The organism is Nocardioides palaemonis, assembly GCF_018275325.1.
Taxonomy (GTDB): domain Bacteria; phylum Actinomycetota; class Actinomycetes; order Propionibacteriales; family Nocardioidaceae; genus Nocardioides; species Nocardioides palaemonis.
In genome coordinates, this window is sequence record NZ_JAGVQR010000001.1 from 132570 (window position 1) to 150763 (window position 18194).

Sequence of the window (18194 nt, forward strand, 5' to 3'; positions counted from 1 at the left end):
CACCGAGGAGGGATTGGGTCATGCAGACCAGTGCACAAGTTCGCAATCGGCGGATCAGCCGTCAATGGACGTCGAACTGCATGTTCGTGCATCGCGAGAACCTGCACGACACGCCGAGCGCGAGCGGCCGTTCGTCCGGTATCCGACCAGTCGGTGGGAATCCGTCGCGATGAGAGGTCAGTCGTGGAGAACCGCTGGTCGCGTGGGCGTCGCGGCGGCGATTCGGTCGGCCACGGCGTCCCCGAACGCGACGTGGCCGTCGGTGGTGAGGTGGAGGCCGTCGTCGAGGTAGTCCAGCGCCAGGTCGCTGGTCTGGACATAGGGGACGCCGTACTCGGCGCTCAGGACGGCCAGCTGGTCGTCGACCCGCGGGACGGCGACCGCGCGCGCGGGCGCCGTCGCCGGGCCGACGACGACGACGTGCTGACCGGCAAGGTCGGCCATCAGCGCCCGGAAGCCGGCGTCGATCGCGGCGGCGGGCTGGTCGTAGTCGTTGAGCCCGCCCTCGACCACGACGAGGGACGGCCGGACGCCGAGCGCGGTGGGCGCGCGGTCGTGGAACGACACCGCGCCGCACCCGCTCGCGCGGGCGCTGAAGCCGGAGCCCGAGAAGCCGGCGACGTGGACCTCGCCGTCGAGGCGGGCCGGCCACGACCGTGCGAGGTCGTCCTGGCCGAGACCGACCGACCACGAGTCGCCGATCACCAGCACGGGGGCGCCGCTGCCGGTCACGAGGGCGGTGCGGGCGCGGGCGTCGGCGCGGTGGTCGCGGCAGCGGGTCTGGCCGGCGTCGGCGGTGTCGGCGATCCAGAACGCCATGAGGGCAGCGAGGACCACGGTGACGGCTGAGGCGCCGACGACCCGGCGCAGGTTCCCCCGATGGAGCACGAGGCAATTGTGCGGTGCCGGACACCTCCCTGACACCGGAACGACCCTGAGATTTCCCCGACATCGGGGCCGCGTGGAAACCGGGCGCGCCCGGTGCGCCCACGGTCCTACGCTTCCGGCCATGACGAGCGACCTCCTGGCGGCCTACGACGAGCAGCTGCGGCGCGAGGGCGAGGTGGGGCGCGCCGACGACCTCGTCGAGCACGGGCCCCTGCTGTGGGCGCGGTTCGACCACGGTGGCTTCGTCACCTACCGCGACCTCGGTGGCGCCGACGGCGGGGCGCTCGACGCGCTCGTCGCGGCCACGGTCGCCCACTTCCGTGACGACACGGACGTGGAGTCGTTCGAGTGGAAGACCCGCGGGCACGACCTGCCCGCCGACCTCGGCGAGCGGCTCGAGGCGCACGGCCTGGTTCCCGAGCCGCGGGAGACCGTCATGGTCGGCGAGGCCGCGCGGCTGGCGGTCGACGTCGAGCTCCCGGCCGACGTCGTCGTCCGCCGCATCGAGCCGGGCCCGGACGCCGAGGCCGACGTGAGGCGGATGAAGCAGGCGCAGGACTCCGTCTTCGGCAACGGCCGCGGCCCCTCCGTGGAGTCGACGCTCGCCGAGCTGGCGTCGGACTCCTCCGAGCTGTGGATCGCCGAGGTCGGCGACCGCGTGGTCTGCGCCGGGCGGCTGACCCCGGTCGCCGGCACCGACTTCGCCGGCATCTGGGGCGGGTCGACGCTCCCGGAGCTCCGTGGCCGCGGCATCTACCGCGCCCTCGTCGCCGCCCGCGCCCGCGCGGCCCTCGACCGCGGGATCCACCTGATCCACTCCGACTGCACCGACATGTCGCGCCCGATCCTCGAGCGCTCCGGCCTCGTCGCCGTCACCACCACCACGCCGTACGTCTGGACCCGCTGAAGATTCCGGCCGCCCGTCCGTCGTGGGGGTGGCGGCACCCGACATCGGGAGGCGGTCGGGGGTTGTCGTCTGCCGCCAGGGTCGGCGGTTTCGGGGTGGGGGTGGCGGCACCCGACATCGGGAGGCGGTCGGGGGTTGTCGTCTGCCGCCAGGGTCGGCGCCGACGGCCGTCCGAAAGTTTCCTCCCCGGATCGGGAACATCCGGCGCCCCCATGCGTTGAACCGGGTGATGAGAGTTGAGCCAGATCGACTCAACTGTTTTGCCAGTCCGGACGATGCTTGTCAGGATGGGTCTCATCGGCGGGCGTACGCGCCCGTTCCCCAGACATCGACCCCGGACCCACCGGGGCGCAGCAGGAGGTAGACACACATGGCACGAGCGGTCGGCATCGACCTCGGCACGACGAACTCCGTCGTCGCCGTCCTCGAGGGTGGCGAACCCACCGTCATCGCGAACGCCGAGGGTGCGCGGACGACCCCGTCCGTCGTGGCCTTCACCAAGTCGGGCGAGGTCCTCGTCGGTGAGGTCGCCAAGCGCCAGGCGGTCACCAACGTCGACCGCACCATCCGGTCGGTCAAGCGCCACATGGGCGAGGACTGGAAGGTCGACATCGACGACAAGGCCTTCACCCCCCAGCAGATCAGCGCGTTCGTGCTGCAGAAGCTCAAGCGCGACGCCGAGGCCTACCTCGGCGAGACCGTGACCGACGCGGTCATCACCGTGCCGGCCTACTTCTCCGACGCCCAGCGCCAGGCGACCAAGGAGGCCGGCGAGATCGCGGGCCTCAACGTCTCCCGCATCGTCAACGAGCCGACCGCCGCGGCACTGGCCTACGGCCTCGACAAGGGCGAGGACCAGACCATCCTCGTCTTCGACCTCGGTGGCGGCACGTTCGACGTGTCCCTGCTCGAGATCGGCGAGGGCGTCGTCGAGGTCAAGGCGACCTCCGGTGACAACCACCTCGGCGGCGACGACTGGGACAACCGCGTCGTGGAGTGGATGGTCAAGAAGTTCAAGGACAACAACGGCGTCGACCTCGGCGCCGACAAGATCGCCAAGCAGCGCCTCCAGGAGGCCGCGGAGAAGGCGAAGATCGAGCTGTCCTCGAGCTCCGAGACGACGATCCACCTGCCCTACATCACCCACGGCGAGGGCGGCCCGCTCCACTTCGAGGAGAAGCTGACCCGCAGCGAGTTCCAGAAGCTCACCGCCGACCTGCTCGAGCGCACCAAGGCGCCGTTCCAGTCGGTGCTCAAGGACGGTGGCGTCGCGGTCTCCAACATCGACCACGTGGTCCTCGTCGGCGGCTCGACCCGCATGCCGGCCGTGACCGACGTCGTCAAGGAGCTGCTCGGCGGCAAGGAGCCCAACAAGGGCGTCAACCCCGACGAGGTCGTCGCCGTCGGCGCCGCGCTCCAGGCCGGCGTCCTCAAGGGCGAGGTCAAGGACGTGCTGCTGCTCGACGTCACCCCGCTGTCCCTCGGCATCGAGACCAAGGGCGGCGTGATGACCACGCTCATCGAGCGCAACACCACGATCCCGACCAAGCGCTCGGAGATCTTCACGACCGCCGACGACAACCAGCCGTCGGTCGAGATCAAGGTCGCCCAGGGCGAGCGCCAGATGTGGTCGCAGAACCAGCCGCTCGGCAACTTCGAGCTGACCGGCCTCCCGCCGGCCCCGCGCGGCGTGCCGAAGATCGAGGTCACCTTCGACATCGACGCCAACGGCATCGTCCACGTCTCCGCCAAGGACCAGGCGTCCGGCCGCGAGCAGTCGATGACGATCTCCGGCGGCTCCGCGCTGTCGAAGGACGAGATCGACCGGATGGTCAAGGAGGCCGAGCAGTACGCCGAGGAGGACGCGAAGCGTCGCGAGGCCGTCGAGGCCCGCAACCAGGGCGACCAGCTCGTCTACACGACCGAGAAGTTCCTCACCGACAACGCCGACAAGCTCCCCGACGACGTCAAGACCGAGGTCCAGGCCGACGTCGACGCGCTCAAGGAGACCCTCGCCAAGGAGGACGCGACCTCCGAGGAGATCACCGCGGGCGTCACCAAGCTCGGCGAGTCCAGCCAGAAGATGGGCGCCGCGATGTACGCCGCCGCCGAGGCCGACCAGGCCGCCGCGGGTGGTGCCACCGGTGCGACGGGCGAGGCCGACGACGACGTCGTCGACGCCGAGATCGTCGACGAGGCCGACGAGTCCGGCACGGAGGGTGAGTCGAAGTGACGCAGTCCGGCAGCGAGTCCTTCGGGGACGCGGCCGGCGAGATGGCCAACGAGACCGAGGTCGAGGCGCCCGTGGAGGGCGCCTCGGCCCCGGCCGGCCACCCGGACGCCCAGCCCGAGACCCCGCCCGAGACCCAGCCCGACACCCACGCCGAGGAGACCAGCGGCGTGGACAACTGGCTGGAGGAGGGCGGCCCGCTGGAGCCGCAGGACGTCGCGGAGACCGATCAGGTCGCCGCGTCCGCGGACGTGCAGCTCGCCGAGCGCACGGCCGACCTGCAGCGGCTCCAGGCCGAGTACGCCAACTACCGCAAGCGCGTCGACCGCGACCGCCAGATGGTGGCCGAGAACGCCACCTTCCGCGTCCTCTCGCCGATCATCGAGGTGCTCGACACGATCGACCGGGCTCGCGAGCACGAGGAGATCGACGGTGGCTTCAAGGCCGTCGCCGACCAGCTGACCGGCGTGGTGACCAACCTCGGCCTCACCCGGTTCGGCACCCCCGGCGACGCGTTCGACCCCAACCTGCACGAGGCGCTGAGCCACCTGGGCACCGACGCGGAGGTCACCGTGCCGACCTGCAAGCACATCGCCAAGGCCGGCTACAAGATCGGCGACCGGGTGGTCCGCGCCGCCCAGGTGCTGGTCGTCGACCCGGTCGACGCCTGATCCCACACCCACCACCGACGGAGAGGAGGTTCACCCGTGGCAGACGACAGCTTCCGCAACGACTGGGCGACCAAGGACTTCTACCAGGTCCTCGGCGTCCAGAAGGGCGCCAGCGCGGCCGACATCAAGAAGGCCTACCGCAAGCTGGCGCGGGAGAACCACCCCGACTCCAACCCCGGTGACGACGCCAAGCACGACCGGTTCAAGGCCGTCGCCGAGGCCTACGACGTCGTCGGCGACGAGGCGAAGCGCGCGAAGTACGACGAGTTCCGGGCGCTGCAGTCGCGCGGCGGCTTCAACCCGGGCATGGGCGGCGGCTCCGGGGGTGGGTTCGGCGGGGGCGGGTTCAACCTCGACGACCTGCTCCGCGACCGTACGTCCGGTGGTGGCGGGATCGGCGACATGTTCGGCGACCTCTTCGGCGGCGGCGGCCGCGCGCGGGCTCAGTCCCGCGCGCGCCGCGGCCCCGACGTCGAGAGCACCGCGACGATCGGCTTCACCGACGCCCTCGACGGTGTCACGGTCTCGCTGCGGCTGACCTCCGACGCACCGTGCCCGACCTGCCAGGGCACCGGCGGCAAGCCCGGCACGAAGCCCCACGTCTGCCCGCAGTGCGAGGGTGCCGGCTTCGTCGTCGCCGGCAGCGGCGGGGCGTTCTCGATCAACGAGACGTGCCCCGGCTGCGGTGGACGCCAGCTGGTCTACGACGAGGCCTGCCCGACGTGCCACGGCAGCGGCCGAGGCACCTCGGCGCGCACCATCCAGGCCCGCATCCCGGCGGGCGTCAAGGACGGTGCCCGCATCCGGCTCAAGGGCAAGGGCGGCGCGGGAGAGGGCGGCGGACCCGCTGGCGACCTCTTCGTCACCGTCAAGGTCACGCCCCACCGGGTCTTCGGCCGCAGCGGCGACAACCTCACCCTCGACGTGCCGGTCTCCTTCGACGAGGCGGCGCTCGGCGGCGAGGTGAAGATCCCGACGCTCGGCGGCGCTCCCGTCACCCTGCGGCTGCCGCCCGGCACGCCCAACGGACGCACCTTCCGGGTGCGCGGCAAGGGCGCCACCCGGCGCGACGGCACCAAGGGTGACCTGCTCGCCACCGTCGAGGTCCAGGTCCCGGCCCAGCTCGACCCCACCGCGCGCGAGGCCGTGGAGGCCTACCGCGCGGCCATGGCCGGCAAGCCGCTGCGCAGCGGCCTGTTCGAGGCGTGAGGTCCAGCCGATGACGTCCACGCCGTTCACGCCCGACCCCGACGCCGCGGTCTACGTCATCAGCGTGGCCGCGGAGCTCACCGGCCTCCACCCCCAGACGCTGCGCGCCTACGAGCGGATGGGGCTGATCGCCCCGGGCCGCACCGGCGGGGGCGGACGGCGCTACTCCCACCGCGACCTCGAGCGGCTCCGCGAGATCGCCGACCTCACCGGCGCCGGCATCGGCATCGAGGGTGTCCGCCGGATCATGGCGCTGGAGAACCAGGTCGACGCGCTGCGCGCCCGCAACGACGAGCTGCTCGCCGAGCTCGACGGCCTGCGCCGGCTGCTCGCCGCGCGGTCGGCCCCCGGCCAGACCGCCAACAAGCTCCCCGTGCTCCACCAGGCGGTCGGCCAGTCCGTGGTCGTCTGGCGCCGCCCGCGCTGACCGGACGGCCGGCCGCGGTCGGAGGGCCCGGCTAGGGTTCCGGCGTGCGGCAGCGCGAGCTCGAGACGGCAGGCCGGTGCGCGTCACCGGTCCGCTTCCCCGGGGCTACCCCGGGGACCACCGGTACGTCCGGGCTCGGCACCGCGCGCGACTCGCTGCGCTCCGCTGCAGGTCATCGCGCGCACGACGGGACAGGTCGGGACGCGCTGCCGCACCCCGACCGCGTCGGGACCCGCGCGTGAGGCCCGACCTCGCACGCGCCCTCGCGGCGGGCTTCCTCGGCGGCGAGTGGACCGAGGCCGGCCTCCTCGCGAGCGGCGCGGAGGTGCTGGGCCGGCGTCCGGCGTGGCTGCGTCCGCTGGTGCGCCAGATCCTCGCGCTCTACCCGCGCGCGCCGCTCGACCGGCCCCGCGAGCTGGTCACCAACCTCGCGTCCCGCCCTGCCGCGGACCGCGCCGGGGCCCTCGCGCCACGGGTCCAGCCGGTCGCGGCCACGCGGATGCTCACCAACCGCTGGCGCCTCCCCGAGCTCGACACCCTCGCCGACCTCGCCGGCTTCCTCGGCCTGACCGACTCCGAGCTCGACTGGTTCTCCGACCCGCGGCGACTGGCCCGCAGCACCTCCGCCGTGCCGCTCCAGCACTACCGAGTCAGCCACCGCACGGCGCCCAGCGGCGCGATCCGCGTGCTGGAGGCGCCGAAGTTCCGCCTCAGGGCGCTGCAGCGCCGCCTGCTCGACGAGGTCGCCGGCGGGATCCCGCCGCACGGCGCGGCCCGCGGCTTCCGACGAGGCGGCTCGGTGCGCTCCTACGCCGCGCCCCACTCCGGGCGCAGCGTGGTCGTGCGCCTCGACCTCGAGGCGTTCTTCGCGAGCGTCACGGTGTCGCGCGTCCACGGCATCTGGCGCACCGCCGGCTACCCCGAGCCGGTCGCCCACGCCCTCGCCGGGCTGGTGACCACGGTCCTGCCCCGCTCGGCCTGGCGGGCGGTCCCGCGCCCCGCCGACGACGGGCTGCTCGACGCGCACTGGCGCCTCGGGCGCCGGCTCGCTGCCCCCCACCTGCCGCAGGGCGCCCCGACCTCGCCGGCGATGGCCAACCTCGCCGCGTTCCGCCTCGACGTACGGCTCTCGGCGCTCGCGCGGTCGTGGGGCGGGCGCTACACCCGTTATGCCGACGACCTCGCGTTCTCCGGCGAGCGGGGCTGGGGCACCGGGACCTCCCGGCTGCTCGACGCGGTCGAGGTGGTCGTGCGCGACGAGGGCTTCCGGCTCAACCCGCGCAAGACCGGCGTCATGCCCCGGGCGGGACGCCAGCGCCTCGGCGGGCTGGTGGTCAACGACCGACCCCGGGTGGCCCGCCAAGAGGTCGACCTGCTGCGCGCGATCCTCCACAACTGCGACCGCTTCGGCCCGAGCACCCAGAACCGCGACGACGTACCGGCCTTCGAGGACCACCTCCGGGGTCGGATCGCGTGGGTCGCCCAGCACGACCCGGCGCGCGGGGCGCGGTTGCTGGCCGCGCACCACGCGATCGACTGGAGCCGCTGACGAGGGCTGCCGCGGGCGCTGTCGGTGCGGGCGCCTAGGGTCGTGGTGTGAGTGAGCGATGAGCAAGGAGAACGCGCTGCGTGCGATGCGTGAGGCCCGCTACGCGGAGGCCCAGAAGCGCGCCGGGTCAGCCCCCGCCCGACGACCCGCCCCGGTGGCGCCGGCGGTGGAGCGATCCGTCCCGGCGCGGGCGAAGGCCGCGGCACCCGCGGCCGACACCGATGCCCTGTGCGGGCACCGCAACATGAGCGGCCGCACCTGCACGCGCGAGCAGGGGCACCCGCAGAAGAGCCACCGCTACTCCTGAGCCCTCCTCGAGCCACGTCAGGCGCTGAGCGCCTCCTCCGGCACGCCGGCCGGGTGCGGGGCCGGCTCGCCGCGCAGGTCGGCGACCTGGGCGACGAGCAGGGCCATCACCTCGTCGGCGACGCGGCGCACGGTGGCGTCGTCGACCGCCTGGTCGGCCGAGCGGTCGCCGGTCAGGCCGGCGAGGCGGCGTACGTCGACGGGCTCGCCGACCGCGACCGTCACGCGAGGTCGCAGGACGGTGTTGCGCAGCAGGCGGGCGACGATCCCGGTGCGGTCCACGACGCGCTCGGCGCCGACCAGCGCGACCGGCACGAGCGGCGCGCCGGTGCGCAGCGCCAGGCGGACGGCGCCGGTCTTCGAGCGCTCCGGCCAGCGCTGCGGGTCGCGGGTGATCCGGCCCTCGGGGAACAGCCCGACGGCCTCGCCCGCCTCGAGCGCGGCGGCCGCGGCGTCGAGGGAGCCGGCGGCGGCGCTGGTGCCCCGCTGCACGGGGATGAACCCGAGGCGGCGCACGACCGGCCCGACGAGTCCGGAGCGGAAGACGCCACCGGTGGCCATCAGCCGCAGCGAGCGACCGAGACGGCGGCCGACGAGGGCGAGCAGGATGCCGTCGGCGAAGCTGGTGTGGTTGGCGACCACGATGAGCGGGCCGTCCGGGAGGTCGCGGTCGGGGACGGCGCGACGGGTGAGCTCGAGGCGGCTGACCGCGGAGACGATCGTGCCGAGCAGGCCGGCGGCGACGGCGTAGAGCAGGGCGGCGCGGAGACCGGGGCGCTGCCAGGTGCTGGTGTCCATGCGACGGAGTCTGGGCCACCGCGCGGGTGGCGCGCGTGCGTATGCGCACTCAGGTACGACGACGGCCCGACCCCGGAGCCGGGGTCGGGCCGTCGAGACTGACGGAGGTCAGTCGGGGATGTAGTCGAACGTGTCGGGGTTGGGGCCGGTGCGGCCGTCCTCGCCCTTGTCGAGCCCGGAGATCCGCGCGACCTCGTCCTCGGTGAGCGAGAAGTCGAAGAGGTCGAAGTTCTCCTCCACGCGGCTGCGGGTCACCGACTTCGGGAAGATGATGTCGCCGCGCTCGACGTGCCAGCGCAGGGTGACCTGCGCGGTGGACTTGCCCTTGGCCTCGGCGATCTCGGAGATCACCGCGTCGTCGAGGACGCCACCCTGCGCGATCGGCGACCACGCCTCGGTCGCGACGCCGTGCTTCGCGTTGGCCGCGCGCACCTCCTCGTTGGTGAAGTAGGGGTGCACCTCGACCTGGTTGATCACCGGCACGACGCCGGTCTCGTCGACGATCCGCTGCAGGTGGGCCGGCTGGAAGTTGGAGACGCCGACCGACGCCGCGCGGCCGTCCTCCACGAAGGAGGCCATGGTGCGCCAGGTCGAGACGAAGTCGCCGTCGTAGCGGGTCGGCAGCGGCCAGTGGACGAGGAAGAGGTCGATCTTGTCCAGGCCGAGGTCGGCGAGCGTCTTCTCGAAGGCCCGCTCGGCGTCCTCCGGCTTGTGGAAGCCGTTGTTGAGCTTGGACGTGACGTAGACGTCCTCGCGCGCGATCCCGGAGGAGCGCAGCGCCTCGCCGACCTCCTTCTCGTTGCCGTACATCTCGGCGGTGTCGATGTGGCGGTAGCCGACCTCGAGGGCCGTGGTCACCGCCTCGACGGTGTCGGCGGGGTCGATCTGGAACACGCCGAAGCCGAGCTGCGGGATCGACGTGCCGTCGTGGAGCTGGATGCTGGGAACGGTCATGCGAGGCACAGCGCGACACGCCGGGCCGGGTATTCCACGGGACTGGACGTCCCGCCCGCAGGGGTGGCGGACCTCACGTCCGCCAGTGGCGCGGGCGGGCGAGGTGGGCGGGGACCTGGGTACGACCGTCGCCGCGCGCGGAGTTGAGCTGGGGCTGCGTGAGGAACAGGGCGGTCGACAGGTCGGCGCCACGGACGTCGGCGTCGCGCAGGTCGGCGCCGAGCACGTCGGCGAGCGCGAGGTCGGCCTCGCGCAGGTCGGCCGCCATGAGCAGCGCGCCGCGGAAGGACCAGCCCCGCCGGTCGCCGCGCAGGTCGTGGCCGGCGAGGTCGGCGCGCGAGCGGTCCTGCGCGCCGTCGACCTCCGCCCGCAGGCGGGCGCTGGCGGCGCCGAGCAGTCCACCCACGCGCAGGTGGAGCTCGTCGAGGTCGTAGGTCAGCAGCTCGACCGGCGTGGCCCCGGTGAGCGCCTCGACCTCGGCGACCGTCCGGGCTGCGTCCGGGTCGGGGGAGCGGCGGGCGACCTCGTGGAGGTGGACGAGGACCTCGTGGAGCTGGCGCATCACCGACAGCGCGGCCGCCATCTCGCCGAGGTTGTCCTGCGCGCGCCACGAGACGCCGCCGTAGGTCACCTGCGAGACCTGCTGGCCGGCGCCGAAGCACTCGAAGACGGTGCACCCCGGCCACCCATCCTCACGCAGGGTCGCGTGGATCGAGCACGAGTCGTCGGCGGCCAGGTGGAGGCACGGGGTGCCGCTGGGCTTGTCCACCCCGAAGCCGGAGGAGGCGGAGAACGGCATCAGCACGCAGCACAGCCCGAAGCAGCGCGAGCAGTCGGAGGTCAGCTCGGGGGAGGGCACGCGGGGGATGCTGCCACGCAGCGCCGACGGCCGAGCGGTCAGTACCAGCCGAGCTGGATCGCCAGCGCGTTGAGGACCACCAGGAACACGAAGGCGGCGCCGACCACGCGATTGTCACCCAGCAGCTTCCCCATGCCTTCCACCTTGCGCCGCGCGGCCGGATGGGGCGCGGGGCGCAGGGTCAAGGTTCGTAGTGGATTCCGGCAAGATGCCCACGTCCGGGGCCCTGGTGTGCAACCCGGTCGGTGCGGGGGCCGGGTCGTATCGTGGTGACATGTCGACCCAGGGCATCAACCCCCGCCAACCGCTCAAGCTCCAGTTCCCCCAGTCGCTGGCGGTCTACGACGACTACGCCAAGGCGCAGAAGAGCGTCGACTTCCTCTCCGACGCCGAGTTCCCGGTCGACCAGCTGATGATCGTCGGCACCGACCTCAAGCGGATCGAGCGGATCACCGGCCGTCTGACATGGTCGAAGGTCGCCGTCGGCGGCATCGCGTCCGGCCTCTGGCTCGGCGTCTTCATCGGCCTGGTGTTCGTGCTCTTCACCAACGAGGGCGCGCTCGCGGTGCTGCTCAGCACCGCGTTCATGGGCGCCACGTTCGGCCTGGTGTGGGCGCTCATCGGGTACGCCCTCTCCCGCGGACAGCGCGACTTCTCCTCGGTCACCCAGGTCGTGGCGACGCGCTACGAGGTGCTGGTGGAGAACAAGCACGCGGCCCGCGCCCGCGAGCTGCTGGCCGGCCTTCCGGGTGCGCTGCCTGATCCGTTCGCCTGACCACCCCCGGGCGGGCCCGGTTTGAGCCGCGCGGCGATCTTGGACATGGTGGAGGGGACACATCCGCCATACGGAGGGAGAGCCATGCTTGCTCTCACCGAGAACGTGACCGAGATCGTCAAGCAGCTGACCAGCGAGGTGCCGGAGATCTCCGCGCTCCGGATCGCTGCCGAGCCCGACGGCCAGGGCCTGTCGGTGTCGCCGGCCGACCAGGCCGCCGCCGAGGACCAGGTCATCGAGCAGGACGGCGCGACCGTCTACGTCGACCAGACCGCCTCGGCGCTGCTCGACGACAAGGTGCTCGACGGCACCGTCGACGCGGAGGGCAACATCCAGTTCGCCCTCGGCGAGAAGGCCTGACGCCTCGAGCTCACTGCGGGCCGAACGCCACGGAGCCCCGGACCCTCCCCACGGAGGTCCGGGGCTCCGCCGCGTCCGTCACCCGCGCTTTGCCGGCGACAGGATCAGCACGGTGAAGACCAGCGTGAACACGACTCCTGCGGCCACGAGGACCTGGAGCCCCGCCGGAACGTCGACGAAGAACGCTGGCACCGAGGTCAGCGTGACGACGACGAGCGAGCCGACCGTCAGGCGGGCGGCGGCGCGGCTGCCCGAGCGCCAGGCGACGACGCACGCGACGAGGGCGACGGCCGACAGGACCGTGCAGACCCAGAGGATCGCCATCGGCGGGCCCGCCTGGTCGCCGGTGTCCGGCGGCATGAAGGCGCTCGGCAGGTTGGTCACGGCGTAGAAGAGCGCGAGGCCGAGGCCGACCTTGTTCCTCGTGCTCCAGTGCGTCGTGGACGTGGTGCTCGGTGGTGCGGTGGTCGTCATCGCTGGCTCCTTCTCGGGTGGTGGTGCCTCCAGCGTCGGGCCGCGCGCGCCGGCCGGGATCGGCGCACGTTCCCCATCATCAGGGAGGAATCCCGGCTCGCCTAGGAGCAGGATCCCAGGTCGTGGACCCCTGCAGGCAGGACGATGAGCCCATGGACCCGATCCGCGTCGTGCTGGTCGACGACCACCCGGTCGTGCTCGGCGGCCTGCGCGCGCTGCTCGACTCGCTGCCGGACTTCGAGGTGGTCGGCGAGGCGGTCGACGGAGAGGCGGGGGTGCGCGAGGTCGTCCTCACGAGGCCCGACGTCGTGCTGATGGACATCCGGATGCCGGGCATCGACGGGCTCGAGGCGACGCGGCGGATCCGGGAGAGCGTCGAGGGCGTGGCCGTGCTGGTGCTGACGATGTTCGACGACGACGACACCGTGTTCGGCGCGATGCGCGCGGGCGCGCAGGGCTACCTCCTCAAGGGCGCCAGCCAGGCCGAGATCGACCGCGCGATCCGCGCCGTCGTGGCGGGCGAGGCGATCTTCAGCCCGGGCGTCGCCCAGCGCGTCCTCGGGTACTTCTCCGCACCGCCGCCGGTCGCCGAGCCGTTCCCCGAGCTGACCTCGCGCGAGCGGCAGGTGCTCGACCTGATGGCCGCCGGCGAGCGCAACCAGGCCATCGCCGACCGGCTCTTCCTGTCGCCGAAGACCGTCGCCAACCACATCTCGTCGATCTTCGTGAAGCTCGCCGTGGCCGACCGCTCCGCCGCCATCGTCCGCGCCAGACGGGAAGGGTTGGGCGGGTCGTGACCGCGGTGCTCGTCGCAGCCGCGGTCCTCGGTGTGGCCACCACCGCGTCGGGGTGGGCGATCTGGCAGAGCGGGCGCTCACGGGCGGCCGCCGCACTCCTGGTCCTGGGAGGCGTCGCGCTCCTGCTCGGGTGCGCGGCCGCGGTCCTCGAGGTCGACCGCGCGGCGCCGCCGGTGTTCCGGTCGGCCGCGTTCTTGCTGCTGCCGCTCGCCGTCGTGTCGTACCCCCGCCTCTCGTGGCGCGAACCGGTCTCCTTCGTGCTGCTCGTCGTCGTGGCCGGGGCGGGCGTCCTGAGCATCGTGTGGGAGTCCGCGGCCGACCCGATGGCGTACGTCCTCGTGGTCGCCCTGCTGCTCCACGCCTGGTGGGCCTACGAGCGCGCCGACGCCCGCGACCGGCGTGCGCTCGCGTGGAGCTCGCTCGCCTGGGGCAGCCTCGGTGCCGTCGTAGCGACGACCGGGCTCGTCGCCGAGTCGGCGGGAGCCGGCAGCTTCGTCGGGCTGGGCACCGTCTACCTCGTGCTGCTGCTCGCGGGTCCCGCTGCGATGGCCGTCGGGGTGGTGCGCCCGGACGTGGTGGACGTCCGCGGTCTCGTGACCCGAGCAGTCGTCGCGGGCGGCGTGTTCGTCGTCTTCCTCTCCGTCGCGCTCGGTCTCACCTCCGTCGTGGAGGCGCTGCAGGGCGCGCCCCTGGCGGTCACGCCGGTCGTGGTGCTGTGCGGGCTGCTGGCCTTCTGCGTGCGCCCGCTCCAGGTGCTGCTGCGCGGCATCGTCGACCAGCTGCTGTTCGGCGACCGCCCCGACCCGCTCGCCGCCGCGACCTCGCTCGCGGACCGGATCGGCGACGACCCCGCTCTGGCGCTGGGCGCGGTGCGCGAAGCGCTGGTGCTGCCCTACGCGAGCATCCGGGCGGGCGGCGAGGTGCTGGCGGCGTCGGGGACCGAGGTGACGCACACCCGGGTGCTTCCGCTGCGGCTCGGCGCGGACGAGGTGGGGGAGGTCGTCGTCGGGCTGCGCGCCGGTGACCTCGGGCTCTCGCCCGCCGACGAGGACGTGCTGCGGATCGTCGCGCCCCTGCTGGCCCAGACGCTGCGCGCGCGGCGGATGAGCCGTGACCTGCAGCGCTCGCGCGAGGCGGTGGTCGGCGCGGTCGAGGAGGAACGCCGCCGGCTGCGGCGCGACCTGCACGACGGGCTCGGCCCCACCCTGAGCGGCGTCGCGTTCGCCACCGACGCGGCGCGCAACCAGGTGCGTACCGACCCCGGCCGCGCCGAGGAGCTGCTCGCCCAGCTGCGCGCGACGACCGCCGACGCGATCACGGAGATCCGGCGGCTGGTGGAGGGCCTGCGGCCGCCCGCGCTCGACGAGCTCGGGCTCGAGGGCGCGATCCGGCAGCACGCAGCCACCCTCCACTCGGCGTCGGGCGTGCCGCTGCCGGTCACCGTCGACGTGCCGGCTCCGCTGCCGTCGCTCTCCGCGGCGACGGAGGTCGCGGCGTACCGGATCGTGGTGGAGGCGCTCACCAACGTGGTGCGCCACGCGGCCGCCTCCCGAGCGTCGGTGTCGCTGCGCGTCGACGACGGCCACCTCGCGCTGGCCGTGCACGACGACGGGCCAATGGCCGCCGGATGGGTGCCCGGGGTCGGGCTGTCCTCGATGCGCGAGCGGTCGGCGCAGGTCGGCGGGACGCTGACCGCGCGGGCGACGGCGCACGGCGGGGTGGTCGAGGCATCGATCCCGCTCGGCGACGGTGGAGCCGGACGCCCGACCTAGCGGCCCACCGCTCCACTGACCGCCGGACCCCGTCGACGCAGCCACGGGATCAGCGTGACGAGCACCAGGCCGGCGACGGCGACGCCGAGCGGCACGACGTACACCAGGACCTCGAGCCCGTCGCCCCACCCGGAGTCGGCGTAGCGCCGGACGCACACGGCGGCGCCCCACGTCAGGGCGCCGACGCTGGCGAGCAGACCGGCCACGGCCCAGCGCCAGGACCACGCCGCTGCCACCGCGACGAGCCCCAGGGAGAGCAGCGCCGCCATGAGGTAGAACGGGCCGTCGATGAACTCGGTGTCGTAGGTGTCGCCCCCGAGCACGGTGACGCCCGGGGCGACAGCGAGGGCGACGGCGGTGCCGGACCACGCGACGGCGGCAGCGGTGGCGGCGAGGGCGGCGGTCCAGACGGACCGGGCACGGAGGGTGGTCATGCCCCGAACCTAGGGATCGACGGGACCGGCAGGGTGAGCACCGGTGCTCAACCCGGCGACGAAGAAATCCAAAGTTGAGGGGAATCGACTCAACTTGTGGCGCGTTGATCCAGGTGGGACCAGAGTGGTCCTCACGCGTACACACGGAGGAGTCGAGTTGAGCACGTTCGGTGCCGAGAAGTTCACGACCCGCAGCCGCGAGGTCGTCGAGGCGGCGCAGCTCGCCGCGACCACGGGTGGCAACACCCACACCGAGCCGATCCACCTGCTCGTCGCCCTGCTCCGGCAGGAGGACGGCGCGACCCGGAGCCTGGTGCAGAAGGCGGGCGTCGACCCCGCCACCCTGCTCGCCGCGGCCGAGCGGGTCCAGCAGCAGCTCCCGCGGGCCTCGGGATCCACCGTCCAGCAGCCCAGCGGGTCGGCGTCGCTCACCCGCGTGCTCGCCTCCTCCCTCGACCTCGCGGGGTCGATGAAGGACGAGTTCGTCGCCACCGACCACCTGCTCGTGGCCATCGCGACCGTCGAGTCGCCGGCCCAGAAGGTGCTCACCGACGCCGGTCTCTCCGCCGACGGCCTGCGCGAGGCGATCACCGCCGTGCGCGGCAACCGGCGCGTCACCAGCGAGAGCGCGGAGGCGTCCTACGAGTCGCTCGAGAAGTTCTCCGTCGACCTCACCCAGGCCGCCGAGGACGGCCGCCTCGACCCCGTCATCGGACGCGACGCCGAGATCCGCCGCGTCATCCAGGTGCTGTCGCGCCGCACCAAGAACAACCCCGTGCTCATCGGCGAGCCCGGCGTCGGCAAGACCGCGGTCGTGGAAGGCCTGGCCCAGCGCGTGGTGGCCGGCGACGTGCCCGACTCGCTCAAGGGTCGGCGCGTCCTGTCGCTCGACCTGGCCGCGATGGTCGCGGGCGCGAAGTACCGCGGCGAGTTCGAGGAGCGGCTCAAGGCAGTCCTCGAGGAGATCAAGGACGCCGGTGGCCAGGTCATCACCTTCATCGACGAGCTGCACACGGTCGTCGGCGCGGGCGCCGGGGGCGACTCCGCGATGGACGCCGGCAACATGCTCAAGCCGATGCTGGCGCGCGGCGAGCTGCACATGATCGGCGCGACCACGCTCGACGAGTACCGCGAGCGGATCGAGAAGGACCCGGCCCTCGAGCGCCGCTTCCAGCAGGTCTTCGTCGGCGAGCCCAGCGTCGAGGACACCATCCAGATCCTGCGCGGCATCCAGGAGAAGTACGAGGCGCACCACGGCGTGCGGATCACCGACGCCGCGCTGGTCGCGGCCGCCACGCTGTCCGACCGCTACATCACCGGCCGCCAGCTGCCCGACAAGGCCATCGACCTGATCGACGAGGCCGCCTCGCGGCTGCGGATGGAGCACGAGTCGTCGCCCGAGGAGATCGACCAGCTCCGCCGCCGCGTGGAGCGGCTCAAGATGGAGGAGTTCGCGCTGGACAAGGAGACCGACGACGCGTCGGTCGAGCGGCTCGAGGTGCTGCGCAAGGAGCTCGCCGACCGGGAGGAGGAGCTCCGCGGCCTCGAGGCCCGGTGGGAGCGGGAGAAGGACCAGCTCCAGGGCGAGGGCGAGCTGCGCCGCCAGCTCGACGCGCTGAAGATCGAGGCCGACAAGCGGCTGCGCGAGGGCGACCTCGCCGGTGCGTCGGAGATCAACTACGCCAAGATCCCGGCGCTGGAGAAGCAGATCTCGGAGGTCGAGCAGGCCGAGGCCGTCGACCTCGAGCCGCTGGTCGGCGAGGAGGTCGGGGCCGAGCAGATCGCCGACGTCGTCGAGGCGTGGACCGGCATCCCCACCGGCAAGATGCTGCAGGGGGAGACCGCCAAGCTCCTCGAGATGGAGTCGGTGATCGGCGAGCGTCTGATCGGCCAGCGTGAGGCGGTCGCCGCGGTGAGCGACGCCGTACGCCGCTCCCGCGCGGGCATCGCGGACCCGAACCGGCCGACCGGCTCGTTCCTCTTCCTCGGCCCCACAGGCACCGGAAAGACCGAGCTCGCGAAGTCGCTGGCCGACTTCCTGTTCGACGACGAGCGGGCGATCGTCCGCATCGACATGAGCGAGTACAGCGAGAAGCACTCGGTCTCGCGCCTCGTCGGTGCACCTCCCGGCTACGTCGGCTACGACGAGGGCGGACAGCTGACCGAAGCGGTGCGCCGGCGGCCCTACAGCGTGGTGCTGCTCGACGAGGTCGAGAAGGCGCACCCGGAGGTCTTCGACATCCTGCTGCAGGTGCTCGACGACGGGCGGCTGACCGACGGCCAGGGCCGGACGGTCGACTTCCGCAACACCTTGCTGATCCTGACCTCCAACCTCGGCTCGAACTTCCTGGTCGACCCGCTGATGGACCCCGAGGTCAAGCGGGAGCAGGTGATGGGCGTGGTCCGGGCGCACTTCAAGCCCGAGTTCCTCAACCGTCTCGACGAGGTCGTGATGTTCGAGGCGCTTTCGAAGGACGACCTCGCGCACATCGTCGACCTCCAGCTCGCGCTGCTCGAGAAGCGGCTCGCGGTGCGGCGGATCACGATCTCGGTGACCGATGCGGCCCGGTCGTGGCTGGCCGAGACCGGCTACGACCCCGCCTACGGCGCCCGCCCGCTGCGCCGGCTGATCCAGTCCGCGATCGGCGACCCGCTCGCGCGGATGCTGATCGGCGGCCAGGTCACCGACGGCGGCGCGGTCACCGTCGACGTGGGCGAGGAGGGGCTCTCCCTCGTCGCCGGCTGAACCTCCTCGCTGGCTGAACCATCCTCGCTGGTTGAGGT

General features: G+C 73.0%; 19 protein-coding genes. 12 read left to right on the plus strand and 7 right to left on the minus strand.

The features are described from left to right. Positions 1 to 177: 177 nt before the first annotated feature. Positions 178 to 888 carry an SGNH/GDSL hydrolase family protein gene (locus KDN32_RS00610; RefSeq protein WP_211730196.1) on the minus strand — a complete coding sequence of 237 codons (711 nt, stop codon included), beginning with the start codon at positions 886 to 888 and terminating at the stop codon, positions 178 to 180. A gap of 121 nt (positions 889 to 1009) precedes the next feature. Between KDN32_RS00610 and KDN32_RS00615 the strand changes: the two genes are divergently transcribed. The 7 genes from KDN32_RS00615 to KDN32_RS00645 all read left to right on the plus strand — a co-directional run bounded on the left by KDN32_RS00615 (position 1010) and on the right by KDN32_RS00645 (position 8188). Then, the gene (locus tag KDN32_RS00615; RefSeq protein WP_211730197.1) at positions 1010 to 1795 is read left to right on the plus strand and encodes a GNAT family N-acetyltransferase; all 786 of its coding nucleotides are present in this window, start codon (positions 1010 to 1012) and stop codon (positions 1793 to 1795) included. A gap of 370 nt (positions 1796 to 2165) precedes the next feature. Next, positions 2166 to 4028 carry a molecular chaperone DnaK gene (gene dnaK, locus KDN32_RS00620; RefSeq protein ID WP_211730198.1) on the plus strand — a complete coding sequence of 621 codons (1863 nt, stop codon included), beginning with the start codon at positions 2166 to 2168 and terminating at the stop codon, positions 4026 to 4028. After that, on the plus strand, positions 4025 to 4696 hold the full coding sequence (gene grpE / locus KDN32_RS00625; protein WP_307853592.1) for a nucleotide exchange factor GrpE: 672 nt from the start codon (positions 4025 to 4027) through the stop codon (positions 4694 to 4696). Before dnaK ends, grpE begins: the two co-directional genes overlap by 4 nt. A 36-nt stretch (positions 4697 to 4732) precedes the next feature. After that, the gene (gene dnaJ, locus KDN32_RS00630) at positions 4733 to 5905 is read left to right on the plus strand and encodes a molecular chaperone DnaJ (protein ID WP_211730199.1); all 1173 of its coding nucleotides are present in this window, start codon (positions 4733 to 4735) and stop codon (positions 5903 to 5905) included. A 10-nt stretch (positions 5906 to 5915) separates the two neighbouring features. Beyond that, positions 5916 to 6332 (plus strand): heat shock protein transcriptional repressor HspR, encoded by a 417-nt coding sequence (locus KDN32_RS00635; RefSeq protein ID WP_211730200.1) that lies wholly within the window; start codon positions 5916 to 5918, stop codon positions 6330 to 6332. A 238-nt stretch (positions 6333 to 6570) separates the two neighbouring features. Beyond that, complete coding sequence (locus tag KDN32_RS00640) at positions 6571 to 7881, plus strand: reverse transcriptase family protein (protein WP_211730201.1); 1311 nt, start codon at positions 6571 to 6573, stop codon at positions 7879 to 7881. 58 nt (positions 7882 to 7939) lie between these two features. Then, positions 7940 to 8188 (plus strand): hypothetical protein, encoded by a 249-nt coding sequence (locus tag KDN32_RS00645; RefSeq protein ID WP_211730202.1) that lies wholly within the window; start codon positions 7940 to 7942, stop codon positions 8186 to 8188. 17 nt (positions 8189 to 8205) lie between these two features. Here the strand turns inward: KDN32_RS00645 and KDN32_RS00650 are convergent, their stop codons facing one another. The 4 genes from KDN32_RS00650 to KDN32_RS00665 all read right to left on the minus strand — a co-directional run bounded on the left by KDN32_RS00650 (position 8206) and on the right by KDN32_RS00665 (position 10983). After that, on the minus strand, positions 8206 to 8985 hold the full coding sequence (locus KDN32_RS00650) for a lysophospholipid acyltransferase family protein (protein ID WP_211730203.1): 780 nt from the start codon (positions 8983 to 8985) through the stop codon (positions 8206 to 8208). Positions 8986 to 9093: 108 nt separating this feature from the next. Next, positions 9094 to 9939: an aldo/keto reductase gene (locus tag KDN32_RS00655; protein WP_211730204.1), complete on the minus strand. Its 846-nt coding sequence runs from the start codon at positions 9937 to 9939 to the stop codon at positions 9094 to 9096. A gap of 73 nt (positions 9940 to 10012) precedes the next feature. Continuing rightward, complete coding sequence (locus KDN32_RS00660) at positions 10013 to 10798, minus strand: pentapeptide repeat-containing protein (RefSeq protein ID WP_307853594.1); 786 nt, start codon at positions 10796 to 10798, stop codon at positions 10013 to 10015. 38 nt (positions 10799 to 10836) lie between these two features. Then, positions 10837 to 10983, minus strand: a complete 147-nt coding sequence (locus KDN32_RS00665; protein WP_211730205.1) for a hypothetical protein — start codon at positions 10981 to 10983, stop codon at positions 10837 to 10839. Positions 10984 to 11072: 89 nt separating this feature from the next. Between KDN32_RS00665 and KDN32_RS00670 the strand changes: the two genes are divergently transcribed. Together KDN32_RS00670 and KDN32_RS00675 are read left to right on the plus strand one after the other, a co-directional pair. Further along, positions 11073 to 11573, plus strand: a complete 501-nt coding sequence (locus KDN32_RS00670) for a YflT domain-containing protein (protein ID WP_211730206.1) — start codon at positions 11073 to 11075, stop codon at positions 11571 to 11573. An 84-nt stretch (positions 11574 to 11657) separates the two neighbouring features. Next, positions 11658 to 11933, plus strand: a complete 276-nt coding sequence (locus tag KDN32_RS00675) for a Fe-S cluster assembly protein HesB (RefSeq protein ID WP_211730207.1) — start codon at positions 11658 to 11660, stop codon at positions 11931 to 11933. A 78-nt stretch (positions 11934 to 12011) separates the two neighbouring features. Here the strand turns inward: KDN32_RS00675 and KDN32_RS00680 are convergent, their stop codons facing one another. After that, on the minus strand, positions 12012 to 12407 hold the full coding sequence (locus KDN32_RS00680; protein WP_211730208.1) for a hypothetical protein: 396 nt from the start codon (positions 12405 to 12407) through the stop codon (positions 12012 to 12014). A gap of 152 nt (positions 12408 to 12559) precedes the next feature. Between KDN32_RS00680 and KDN32_RS00685 the strand changes: the two genes are divergently transcribed. Then, complete coding sequence (locus tag KDN32_RS00685; RefSeq protein ID WP_211730209.1) at positions 12560 to 13204, plus strand: response regulator; 645 nt, start codon at positions 12560 to 12562, stop codon at positions 13202 to 13204. After that, positions 13201 to 14976 (plus strand): sensor histidine kinase, encoded by a 1776-nt coding sequence (locus KDN32_RS23100; RefSeq protein ID WP_211730210.1) that lies wholly within the window; start codon positions 13201 to 13203, stop codon positions 14974 to 14976. The genes KDN32_RS00685 and KDN32_RS23100 overlap by 4 nt, the downstream gene beginning before the upstream one ends. Here the strand turns inward: KDN32_RS23100 and KDN32_RS00695 are convergent. Next, on the minus strand, positions 14973 to 15410 hold the full coding sequence (locus tag KDN32_RS00695) for a hypothetical protein (RefSeq protein WP_211730211.1): 438 nt from the start codon (positions 15408 to 15410) through the stop codon (positions 14973 to 14975). The genes KDN32_RS23100 and KDN32_RS00695 overlap by 4 nt on opposite strands. A gap of 157 nt (positions 15411 to 15567) precedes the next feature. Between KDN32_RS00695 and clpB the strand changes: the two genes are divergently transcribed. Beyond that, positions 15568 to 18156 carry an ATP-dependent chaperone ClpB gene (gene clpB / locus KDN32_RS00700; protein WP_211730212.1) on the plus strand — a complete coding sequence of 863 codons (2589 nt, stop codon included), beginning with the start codon at positions 15568 to 15570 and terminating at the stop codon, positions 18154 to 18156. Positions 18157 to 18194: the final 38 nt, after the last annotated feature.